This window comes from Sphingobacterium sp. UBA7631 (genome assembly GCF_002483935.1).
In the GTDB taxonomy this organism is placed as follows: domain Bacteria; phylum Bacteroidota; class Bacteroidia; order Sphingobacteriales; family Sphingobacteriaceae; genus Sphingobacterium; species Sphingobacterium multivorum.
In genome coordinates this window covers 736,258-747,463 of sequence record NZ_DLIX01000002.1, presented here as the reverse complement: position 1 = coordinate 747,463, position 11,206 = coordinate 736,258, and the positions used below count along the sequence as shown (strand labels likewise).

At 38.6% G+C, this 11,206-nt stretch carries 13 protein-coding genes; 10 read left to right on the top strand and 3 right to left on the bottom strand.

Features of this window, described 5'->3' with window-relative positions; translation table 11 throughout:
* Positions 1–80 precede the first annotated feature (80 nt).
* The 3 genes from B3P16_RS03205 to B3P16_RS03195 all read left to right on the top strand — a co-directional run bounded on the left by B3P16_RS03205 (position 81) and on the right by B3P16_RS03195 (position 1,809).
* Positions 81–284 carry a hypothetical protein gene (locus B3P16_RS03205; RefSeq protein WP_070567203.1) on the top strand — a complete coding sequence of 68 codons (204 nt, stop codon included), beginning with the start codon at positions 81–83 and terminating at the stop codon, positions 282–284.
* 174 nt (positions 285–458) lie between these two features.
* Positions 459–1,244, top strand: a complete 786-nt coding sequence (locus tag B3P16_RS03200; protein ID WP_286841388.1) for an esterase/lipase family protein — start codon at positions 459–461, stop codon at positions 1,242–1,244.
* A 10-nt stretch (positions 1,245–1,254) separates the two neighbouring features.
* Entirely contained in the window at positions 1,255–1,809 is a 555-nt protein-coding gene (locus tag B3P16_RS03195) for a hypothetical protein (protein ID WP_286771007.1), read from the top strand.
* Here the strand turns inward: B3P16_RS03195 and B3P16_RS24305 are convergent.
* Positions 1,806–2,009, bottom strand: a complete 204-nt coding sequence (locus tag B3P16_RS24305; RefSeq protein WP_083296024.1) for a WGR domain-containing protein — start codon at positions 2,007–2,009, stop codon at positions 1,806–1,808. The genes B3P16_RS03195 and B3P16_RS24305 overlap by 4 nt on opposite strands.
* Positions 2,010–2,221: 212 nt before the next feature.
* Here B3P16_RS24305 and B3P16_RS03190 point away from each other — a divergent pair, with 212 nt between their 5' ends.
* Both B3P16_RS03190 and B3P16_RS03185 read left to right on the top strand, forming a co-directional pair.
* Positions 2,222–2,962, top strand: a complete 741-nt coding sequence (locus B3P16_RS03190) for a hypothetical protein (protein ID WP_286709850.1) — start codon at positions 2,222–2,224, stop codon at positions 2,960–2,962.
* A 394-nt stretch (positions 2,963–3,356) separates the two neighbouring features.
* A complete protein-coding gene (locus tag B3P16_RS03185) occupies positions 3,357–3,884 on the top strand; it encodes a hypothetical protein (RefSeq protein WP_070567618.1) in 528 nt (175 codons plus the stop codon).
* A gap of 69 nt (positions 3,885–3,953) precedes the next feature.
* Here the strand turns inward: B3P16_RS03185 and B3P16_RS03180 are convergent, their stop codons facing one another.
* Positions 3,954–6,305, bottom strand: a complete 2,352-nt coding sequence (locus B3P16_RS03180; protein WP_286841386.1) for a BamA/TamA family outer membrane protein — start codon at positions 6,303–6,305, stop codon at positions 3,954–3,956.
* Between the two features lie 8 nt (positions 6,306–6,313).
* Here B3P16_RS03180 and B3P16_RS03175 point away from each other — a divergent pair, with 8 nt between their 5' ends.
* Positions 6,314–7,063 carry a TrmH family RNA methyltransferase gene (locus B3P16_RS03175; protein ID WP_070567214.1) on the top strand — a complete coding sequence of 250 codons (750 nt, stop codon included), beginning with the start codon at positions 6,314–6,316 and terminating at the stop codon, positions 7,061–7,063.
* A gap of 25 nt (positions 7,064–7,088) precedes the next feature.
* On the opposite strand, the gene B3P16_RS03170 is transcribed toward B3P16_RS03175, so the two are convergent.
* On the bottom strand, positions 7,089–7,469 hold the full coding sequence (locus tag B3P16_RS03170; protein ID WP_112374217.1) for a VOC family protein: 381 nt from the start codon (positions 7,467–7,469) through the stop codon (positions 7,089–7,091).
* A gap of 221 nt (positions 7,470–7,690) precedes the next feature.
* On the opposite strand from B3P16_RS03170, the gene B3P16_RS03165 reads away from it, so the two are divergent.
* The 4 genes from B3P16_RS03165 (at position 7,691) to B3P16_RS03150 (ending at position 11,138) form a co-directional block, all read left to right on the top strand.
* Positions 7,691–8,866: an MFS transporter gene (locus tag B3P16_RS03165; RefSeq protein ID WP_286841384.1), complete on the top strand. Its 1,176-nt coding sequence runs from the start codon at positions 7,691–7,693 to the stop codon at positions 8,864–8,866.
* Positions 8,867–8,974: 108 nt separating this feature from the next.
* The gene (locus B3P16_RS03160; protein WP_286841382.1) at positions 8,975–9,889 is read left to right on the top strand and encodes a hypothetical protein; all 915 of its coding nucleotides are present in this window, start codon (positions 8,975–8,977) and stop codon (positions 9,887–9,889) included.
* On the top strand, positions 9,886–10,563 hold the full coding sequence (locus tag B3P16_RS03155; RefSeq protein ID WP_286841380.1) for an ATP-binding cassette domain-containing protein: 678 nt from the start codon (positions 9,886–9,888) through the stop codon (positions 10,561–10,563). Before B3P16_RS03160 ends, B3P16_RS03155 begins: the two co-directional genes overlap by 4 nt.
* A gap of 26 nt (positions 10,564–10,589) precedes the next feature.
* Positions 10,590–11,138 carry a GNAT family N-acetyltransferase gene (locus B3P16_RS03150; RefSeq protein WP_201639506.1) on the top strand — a complete coding sequence of 183 codons (549 nt, stop codon included), beginning with the start codon at positions 10,590–10,592 and terminating at the stop codon, positions 11,136–11,138.
* Positions 11,139–11,206 lie beyond the last annotated feature (68 nt).

Sequence of the window (11,206 nt, the reverse complement as noted above, 5' to 3'; positions counted from 1 at the left end):
GACAGAAAAGGAAATACACTACAATTTACTTTTATTCTATCATCAAGTTTGACTAAATTCACAAACAAGAAGAAAAGCAAATGAAAATAGTAGACAATTATTTATCTGGTTTAAAGAAAGCATACTATAGTAATGGTGGTGAAGAAACCTGGGATCATTTTGAACGGATTAAACATGGTGCAAGCAAAATAGATCTAGCGAAACTCCAGGAAGCATTTCCGGCAATCCCTCAGGGACTGGTAGATTTGCTCGAATATGTCGACGGGACTTATTGGCGGACCTGACAATAGACTAGCCCTTTAATGAGAATGAGTCGAATAGCTTAATTATAGAACCTGTTCATATAATCAATCCAGATCAAAAAATAGCAGAAAAAGCCTTAAAATCATTATCAAAAGAGCAAGATAAAGCTGATTTGCAAAACCTATTGGATGGATGAAGATGTATAAAAAAACTCAATGACTGCCTTTACATTAAGATATCCCATCATATTGATCCACGGCACGGCTGCTGGGGATAACAGTTTATTTTGGGGCAGGATCCCCAAGACTTTCAAAAAAAACAATATCTCATTTTTTTATGGCAAGACCGATGGTTGGGGCAGCGTGGCTAACAATGCACAGATGCTGAAAAGAAATCTGTCAGATCTTGCAGAAAAAACAGGTGCCACTAAATTTAATCTCATCGCGCATTCTAAAGGAGGGATCGACGCCCGCTATTTTATTTCAACGCTAAAGGGACATCAAATGGTAGCCTCCTTAAGCACAATATCCACACCACACTTAGGAACACCAATAGCAGACTATCTAATGGAAAAACATCTATCCAGAGATTCTGTTACAAAAAAACTGATCCAACGTCTTTCTTTCTTATTTGGAGGGCAATCTCCCGCACCAATCGAACTAATTCGAGATCTCAGTGTAAAAGAAATGCGTGTTTTCAACCAGCTCAACCCCAATATGGACAATGTATTTTATCAGAGCTTTGCTTCGACAATGACTAAGCCACAAGATGATTTGTTCTATGCTTTGAGTTTTAAATACCTGAGGCGACTGGTAGGTGAAAATGATGGGATGGTCCCATTAGAAAGTGCAGTTTGGGGAGCAAACTTTAAACATATTCATGCTTCTCAGGGTATCTCACATGCTGGTATTACCGATGTCATCCGTAAAAATATTGGGGATGTGGATATACCGCAAATCTATTTAGACATTATTCGTAGATTAGGAGCTTTAGGATTATAACTATTAACAAATGTATACACTATACACGCTGATTTTTTTGATATGGTTTGGCATCCCAGGCCTATTCATCTATTTCACGTACTGGATCCTAAAAAAGTCTGGCCGTAAAAAGTTGGGAACTATCGTCTCGATTATTTTAATCTTGCCTTTTCTTATATTCACGCTATACTTGCTATTTGATGATCTATTATTCTCTAAATCTGATGCAAGAAAACTACTCAGCGAACACCATATCACGCTAAAAGATGATTTTAAAATTATTTCCAATCAAAGTGGCGGCTTAAGAGATTACACACATCAATTTGAACTATCTATCTCCGAAAAAGACAAACAATCTTTTATTGATCAACGAAGCTGGAGTGACAAAATGGATGAAAGAATAGAAGTTCATACCACTGCGGTAGACAGATATGAAGGTGACACACTACGCGCTAATTATCACGACAAAGATTCCTATATTTATTCCATGTACCGTCCGAATGGCAAAGGTATCGTTCCGACATTTATAACTATTCGCGTATCAAAGAGTAAAAACACATTGACATACGAAGAGATCTTAGACTAATTCAATAACTGGCTGGCAGCCGTTGACTGTCGAACAGCGGATCCTCTTTCCTTGCTATCTGCATCTACAGCACCATTCTCAGAATAGCCTTTTTTAGTCTTCTCCGCAATTAGTTTTTCAGCATCCTTTAGACGGGCTTCCTCAGAATCAAAGGTTTTACTTTGCCCAGCCGTTCCGTTTCGTCCGTAGTTGACATCAATTAATTCGCTTACTGTTTAAATATAATGAAAGTAGCGCAAAAAAACGTATATTGACATTAAATCACAGACAGATCATGCGTATATATTTCTTATTCAGTTTTTCACTGCTATTAGTTACATTAACTTCAGAAGCCAAAATTTCAACAGTGGAAGAGTATACCCGAATATGGTCCGATCCCCCTTCTGACAATATGAAAAAGTACATGATTAAAATGGCTATTTCAGAAGGCTTAGATAAAAAATCCATAAAAATAGAAACCGATAGCTGGGGAGAAGTTATTCTTTCAGATATGTGGAGAAATACCATTAAATTTAGACGAGGTAGCCTGGGTGAATATACAACCGTAAATAAGAGTGGTATTAAACTGACTATAAAAGAAGACTTTTCAGGAAATATTGTCGTAAAAGATGAGGATGGAGGTGAAACTACAGTCAGAAAAAACAGTAGTGGCGATTTCGATCTTCCTAATCTAGACAGAAGTCCGTCCACAGTTTTTAAAAATATACACGGCAATTTAGAAATACGTGATGAAAAAGGAAATGTAAAAACTGTATCAAAAAATATTTTTGGAGGTCTCGACATCCGAGATAATCAAGGCAATAGCTCAACGATATCTAAAGATATTTTCGGCAATATGGAGATTCGAGATAACAAAGGTAATTCAAGCCGGATAACAAAAGATATTCTTGATAATCTCACTATCGAAAATAGCAATGGTCAACGTACCACAGTGAGAACTGATATTCTAGGTGGTAAAACAATTGAAGATAACAGGGGAAATCGTGTTTCCGTTCGAAAAGATATATTTGGAAATTATGAAGCTAGCGACAACAATGGAAATAGTGCATCCATGAAAAAAGACATTTTTGGCAAAATAGTTATTGATGATCCAAAAGGTATTTTAAATGACGCAGTGAAATTGCAATTGATCCAAGAACTTTCAAAGAACTAATTTTTTTCGAAAATTTACCTATTTTACAAGTGAATAATCCAAAATTACGATGGATCAAATATTATCGATTTAATTATAAATGAACTAACAAAACATCCTGAAATATCATACCGCAGGTCAAACACAAATGAGCTAAATATGTTTTGCACTCCTACTCAGGATTTTGACAGCACCTTTTTTTGAGGAATGATGAAAGGCTCAAGAACGTATTTACAAAGGTTTCAACATTCGCATAGTTAAAGATTTTCAAAAGAAAATTAAAATCCCTAAAATTGCAGTCTCATTTCAAGGAAATCGGATTTGATGTATTGATGCTATCAATCCTCCAAATGATATTAGCGCTATGCAAATAGACCCTAAAAAGGGAAAACGCGAATTGAATAAAAATAAAACGATGAAAAAGATTATATTTTTTCTGTTACTGATACCTTTTTGGGCAGCTGCTCAAGAACAAAATATCCAAAACTTTATCGTAAAAGAAAACCTTTCCAAAAATGGAAAACTGGCTGTAGTTGCATTGGATTCATTGGGAAACACCAATGAGACCATTAATGGCAATTACCTATTTACCATCAATGGTTTCTCGCAACCACTACAATTTCATGAGGGTGTTGCTGTCCCTAATCAGAAAATTGAGTCATCAACCTTTGTTTTCTTTAGCCATAAGAATCAACAAACTTCCAAGGGACGTTTATTCTATATCTATAAGAGCGATAGCGGACTCTCTCCTTTTGCCATTAGCGGATTGATGTTTTTGATTATCCCGGCCATTGTGTTAGGAATAGCTTACATGTTTAAAAAAGTGATTATGACGGCCATCGCGCTGGCTATAGTTTTCTTTTTATTCAACCATTCCCAAGGTTTGGATTTGAGTAAAATTTTTGAATCAATATTTTCAAGTCTCAAAAATCTCATCGGTTAACAAAGCGGTTTGTCTGAATGTCCCATCAACTGGTGGGATCAACGTAAATCATAACGAAACAGTTAGACATTAGAACGGCATACCGATTCCAAAATTGTATTGAATAAAATTGTACCTGTCGGGCCTATGGGTTTCATAATATTGGGCCTTAAATTCTTTGGAATCAAAGAAATGCTTGATAACCCATTGATCAGAACCTGAGAATTGTGGATCTTTTAGTTTAAGCCCGGCATCTAAGCGAATGACAAAATAGTCCGAATCGAAACGAAGTCCGAAGCCGGTACCAATGGCGACCTGCCCAAGAAATTTATTGAATTTAAACTCCCCCCCCGGATTTAGTTCTTCATCCTTCTTCAGTCGCCAAACATTTCCCATATCCAAAAATGTTGCTCCATTCATCTTTGCGCCCAGGAAGTTATTGAGTAACCTGAATCGATATTCGGCATTTGCTTCCAGTTTAATCTCCCCCAGTTGATCCAAATTACGCAGGTTTAAACGCAAATCCTCACTAAGACTCTGCCGGTTATAGGCACCTGGCCCCAAGGTACGTGCCTGCCATGCGCGTATGCCATTCATCCCGCCGCTATAAAAGCTCTTTTCAAAAATCAACAGTTTAGAGTTATTACCATAAGGAATCGCTATCCCCGGATTAAAACGGAAGACAAACTGCCTATTTCCACCGAGATTTCGGTATAAACGATAATCGAATTCTGTCTTGGCGTATTGAAGAAAGGGCACACCGAATATTTTTTTCTCACCATCGGCATTCTTAGGCAATTTTGCCAAGGAGCTAATAAGATCCAATACGTTTCCACTCACGTCCAATGTTCCTCTGAAATATTGAAAGTCCTCCTTGCTATTCAATTTTTTACCATTCAGGATAAAGGTATATTGTGTCCCTAAACCAAAATACTGACGGTCGTTGCTACGTACATACAGCTGATAACCTTCCTGTACAAGCTTGTTCCGAAAATTGGAATCCAAGCGTCCATCCCGATACTCCAACACAATAGGCGTAAAACTATGGTACTTATTTTCTGTTTCATACCATGAGTAATTCAGCGACGTGATGAAATAGCGGTTTGAATAGGTTTTATCTTGATCGAACAACTGCAATGTCATCGAGTAGGTCGTTTTGGGCAAACCAAACTTTCCACCTGGATTAATATGAAAGGGAACCATCAGACGAGGAATAACCAAATTTACGCCCGCTTGAAAATCGTTATTGAATATTTTGCTGGAAAGCCCACCTGCGAGGCGCGGATCAAACAATACACCATAACGTAATTTCACTTCCAATTGCTCCGAACCACCAAAGATATTACGTTGAGAGAATGTATTTCCAATATTAAATCCGCTCATACCCGAACTAAAGGTATACTCGCCCTCTATCTGGTTTCCCATCCGCGGTCTTGGAACGAAATCATAGTGCACATCGAGTTTATTGGAATCTTTTTTGACAAACTGCATCTTGACAGAACGAAAACCATTCATCTCATACAATCGGTCATATGACTTATTTTCCTCCCGCAAGGAATAGTACTGACCTGAGCGTAGATACATATAGCGTTCCAAAGGTTTCCACCTGAAACTATTTGTTTCATCAACAAATAAAAGACGTTTTGCAGAATCTACTATAAGACGAGGCTCCTTCTTCGACATTGTTCCATAATTCCTTATCGTCATATAAACACTATCTATTTGATACTTTTTATGTATCGTTGAGTCAGACGGATTTTCGACATTAATTTTCAAGTCGATCAAAGGTCCATCGATCGTTGAATCTACCCCAGCACGCATATATTGCCTTACATAATCGTAATACCCATTGTTACGCATCGAAATATAAAGTTTCTCCCGCTCATCGAGCAACTTTGCGGCATCGTACTGGGTATTGGATTTTACAGCAGTTTTGGGGAGTACCTCCCGTTCAAATATTGCCTTAATATCTTCATCCTCAAATTTTCGATCTATATTTCTAACTTGATATGGGACACCTTCATCCACTTTAAAATCGATATGTGCTCGCTTTTTGGAAACTGAAATTGTTGGTTCGACCTTAGCTTTAAAATAACCTTTTGAAAATAGAAAGCGTCGGATTTGATTGGCGGATAAATCGACCATTGCCGAATCCAACAAATGAGGTGGTTCGCCAACATTCCGAATTTTCTTGGTTTTATAACGCCCGTTTTTAGTATTGAACGTATTGTAAATAAATAGATTTACCCTTGAATTAGGTCTTATTTGATTGGAAATATACGTTTCGGATGATTCTTTCAATGCAGGGGTGACACCAGAAATCTGTACTTTTGTAACCAGAGCTTGGTCATCGTCAAGATATTTTGAAGAACGGCATGATGCAAAAAATAACACTAAAAGCGTTATACTTGCAAATCCGATAAAACGAGGATACTTAATCATCAATAAAAATGTTGTCAAAAGCGCAAATCAGTCTAATAACGTCTCTACAAAATAAAAAGTATAGAAAACAACACGGCCTGTTTATCGTTGAGGGTATAAAATCCGTGATGGAATTTATTTCATCAAGCTATGAGGTTGAGTCTATTTTCTACACGGGCGACGCAAACACAAAAGTGGGTAAAATCTCGCATAATATAAAATCCTATGAACTAACGGATACTGAATTCCAAAAGATTAGTACACTGAAATCGCCACAAGGTATCCTCGCTTTGGTCAAACTTCCTTTACAGCAGAAAATTGTACCAAGTAATTTAAAAAACAAGTTTAGCCTTGTACTCGATGATGTGCAGGATCCAGGCAATCTGGGTACAATTATCCGCACGGCGGAGTGGTTTGGAATCGAACATATTATCTGTTCCATTGGAACTGTAGACGCCTACAACCCTAAAGTAGTGCAAGCAACCATGGGCTCACTGGCTAGACTGCAAATCCACTATACTGATTTAACGGATTTTATTCCGGCTACTGGATTAAAAGTGTATGGCGCCCTACTTAATGGTCAATCCATTTATCAGACTGTGTGGGCTAATGAGGGGCTAATTGTTATGGGGAACGAGGGAAATGGCATCAGTGATGAAATAATAGCGTTGATCGATCAAGCTATCACTATTCCGCGCATAGGCCAAGCCGAATCACTCAACGTAGCCGTTGCAACGACCATCTTCTGCAGCGAAATAGTCCGGCAACAGTTGATCTAGTAAGCTATATGATCTGAATTGCCGCTTATAACTTTTGATGTAGCCCGATCCTATTTCCTTCAGAATCTTCAATCTCCGCAACAGCAAATCCCAGATCGGCATGAAAAGTGGCGGGATATAGCTCTTTTCCACCCAAGCTCATGGCCCTTTCCAACGTAGTAGATATGTTTTCTACATGTAAATAAAGGAGTACTCCCTCGCGTGTAGGTTTATAAATTTCGCCTTTCGCCAGGGCGCCAGTAATCCCAGATAAGGTTTCTTGAAATGGAAAGTAAGCCATGTGGTTATCGTCAAAATCTTCCTGTTCAAAGGTAAAATTGAATAACTGGCTATAAAACGCGATTGCGCGATTCAAATCCGATACCGGAATTTCAAAATAAACACCAGGATTTCTAAGTTCTTGCATGTTCTAAATAAAGGGTCTTCCCAAAAATAATCTTTTTTTAGGCACTAACGTCCTCGCCTTCGTATTTTCTATCTTATATAAAGAATTCTATTATTTTTCCACCAAAAGAAACCGCTTAATCGTTCCAAAAACTGTACATTTGCTCCATTCCCTAGAAGGATGGATAATCGCCACAATCCATTATTCTTTTTTGAATACTCACACACGATAAAAATAGCGCCATGCCAGCTGAACAGAAATCCATCTATACGCTTCAATTTATTTTACTTTGCTTAAGCTCACTCCTATTTTCTTCTAGCTTCAATATGATCATCCCCGAACTACCCAATTATCTGAGCAGTTTGGGCGGAGCAGAATACAAAGGGTTGATCATAGCGCTGTTTACATTGACTGCCGGAATTTCGCGGCCTTTTAGTGGTAAATTGACCGATCGCTGGGGACGTGTACCAGTCATGGCCATTGGATCCATTGTCTGTTTCATCTGTGGTTTTCTTTATCCCATTTTAACATCAGTCGCGGGCTTTCTATTCTTACGATTGATACATGGTTTTTCCACTGGTTTTAAACCTACCTCAACTTCTGCTTATGTCGCCGATCTGGTTCCACAAAAAAGATGGGGTGAGGCGCTTGGGATGCATGGATTGGCCTTTAGCGTCGGTACAGCTGTCGGCCCAGCAATTGGCAGCGCTATTTTCGAGGCCTTTGGTATCAATGTGATGTTTTATTGCTCTTCTTTCATGGCACTTCTCTCCATCCTTATCGTCATTAACATGAAGGAAACACTGGCGAAAAAAGAGAAATTCAATCTCTCCATGCTCAAAATAAACCGAAAAGATATCATTGAATGGCGTGCACTACCTGCGGGAATCGTCACGTTTGTATCTTACACCGCTTATGGAGTCATTTTAACCCTAATTCCCGACTGGAGTGAATACCTTGGACTCAAAAATAAAGGGCTATTTTTCCTAGCCTTCACCATTGCGTCAGTATTGATACGTTTTGTTTCCGGCAAAGTTTCGGACCGTTATGGAAGACCTAAGGTTATTGTTGTCGGAATAGTTATTATCGCGATTGCACTCGTTGCTATTGGCATTGGAAATAGTTTCATTGGCATGATGATCGGCGCAAGCATCTATGGTGTAGGCACGGGTATACTCTCCCCTGCTGTGAATGCCTGGACGATTGACCTTAGTTTACCCGAACATCGCGGCAAGGCGGTTGCAACCATGTATATCTCCCTTGAAGCCGGAATAGGACTTGGCGCACTGCTTGCTGGATTGTACTATAGTGATGTTATCCTACGAATTCCAGTCATTATGTATGCCAATGCAGTAGTTTTGCTACTTGCTCTGACCTATATGCTGAGCTGGCAGAAAAGACACAGGGCCGTAAAATAAAGAAATTCAAGCGTCAAAACGACCAACAATCGATCGTTGCAAGGCCGAAATAAAAATAAGGGAACAGTCCCTTGTTTTTAACTTCGATTTTTTACTTTTGATCGTATCATGGTTAGCAATTATTTAAAGCTTCAATATACTTTACTGTATCGGCATATTCGCGCTACAGGACTGCCGGTTTGGCTCGCCTTTCTCCTGTTGTTTGGATTATGTTATTTTGCTTATTATGCATTGGTTCAATATCCGCTTTTTGGTTGTTATGCCCTACTGCTTGGCAATTTCCAAGCACTGTTTCTGCTCACAGAAAAAAACAGAAATGACTTTCTCAAAAATACATACAGTAAATACGATTTCCACAAAATCAGAATATTGGAAAATGGCTTGTTAACGCTGCCGTCCTTCATCATTCTTTTCCTCCACAACCAATGGGGCTATGCAGTGTTATTAGCTATTTTGGCTATTATCTTTGCATTTTTGACATTTAAGGCTTTCGGAAAATCTATTCCGACACCTTTCGCAAAAAAACCTTTTGAATTTATCATCGGATTCCGACGGAGCTACCTGCTCTTGCTTGTATTGTATCTCTTGGCCGGAATCGGCTTTTATGTGGCCAATTCCAATCTTGTTTTATTTTGTGTGGTTTGCATTGCGCTCGCCTGTGTTTTCTATTATCAATTACCGGAACCTATTTTTTACCTTTGGAATAACCAATATACACCAACAGTCTTTCTGATGCGAAAGTTTAAAAGAGGAATTTTACAATGTCTACTCTTGGTACTGCCCCTTCTTTTTCTGTATGTTATAATCTTTCCATCGGATTTATTTAATGTCTGTATTGTATTGGGCGGAATATTACTTTTGCTTCCTTTTGCAATCACCTTAAAATACGTCGCTTATCCACGGGAGATCAATTTCCCCGAAGGTTTTGCATTGGCACTTTGTTTTAGCTTTTACCCCTTGATCCTCGCGCTCTTGCCCTTCTATTATATCAAAGCAATCAACAATTTAAAAAACCACTTATGATCGAGCTTACGAATATCAGCAAGTCCTTTGGACAGCATCAAGTACTCCACGAGGTTACTCACACCTTTGATAGCGGAAAAGTATACGGTATCGTCGGTGAAAATGGCGCCGGAAAGACAACGCTGTTTCGTTGTATTGCTGGACTGGAAACCGCCTCGGGAAGTATAAGATCTGATTTAGAGCCATTCAAAAACAATTTAGGTTACCTGACCTCCGATCCATATTTCCTCTCTAAGCTCACAGGTGAAGAGTATATTTATCTGCTGACAGATGCGCGTGGTAAACAGATCAAAAACCTCAGTGAAAGAAATATTTTCGAGTTGCCCTTAAAAGAGTATGCGAGCGACTATTCCACGGGTATGAAAAAAAAACTAGCCCTGACAGCTACTTTACTTCAGGACAATAATTATTATATCCTTGACGAACCTTTTAATGGCATTGATCTACAAAGCAGCATTATTCTTACGGAGATTATATTACGCTTAAAAGCGATGGGTAAAACGATCCTAATTTCGTCGCATATCTTTTCCACACTAAAAGATACCTGCGATGAAATCTTGGTACTCGAAAATGGCAGAATCAGTAAATCTGTTAACAAAGAACTGTTCGGAGACTTTGAGGAGGAAATGAAAGAAAAAATACTACAAAAAGATATCGACAAATTGTGGCTTTAGCATGCCTAACACTTGAGATAAACAATATGGAAAAACACTTACCTATACTGGAAACTGAACGTTTAATTATCCGTCCAATAGAGATGGATGATGCCGCTTATTTTTTCGCGATGGATTCACAGCCGGAGGTTCATACCTTTCTGAATAAGGAGCCTGTTCAATCCATTGAAGAAATGAAAAAAGCCATCGCGCATATTCAACAACAATATGAAAAATACGGTATAGGCCGTCTAGGGGTCGTTGAGAAATCAAGCAATCAATGGATAGGCTGGACGGGATTTAAATATATTGACGAATTGGAGAACGGACGTATCGGTTTTTTAGACCTTGGTTACCGTTTCAGAACGGAATCTTGGGGAAAAGGCTATGCGACAGAAGCTGCACAAGCCTGCATGCAATATTATAGAGAACAGCTGATCCATTTTGAAGTACATGCCATCACACATACGGGAAATCTGGGTTCAAGACATGTCTTGGAAAAAGTAGGATTTCAGGTGACTGAAGAATTTCATTTCGATCTATGGGATATTCCCTGTTATTGGTATGATTTGGCCACTGACAACGAAACAAGCTAATTATATTAGTTTTAAAAACTAATTTTTTTAACTTTTCATAGTTTCGCTGGGATAAAACAAAATGGTTT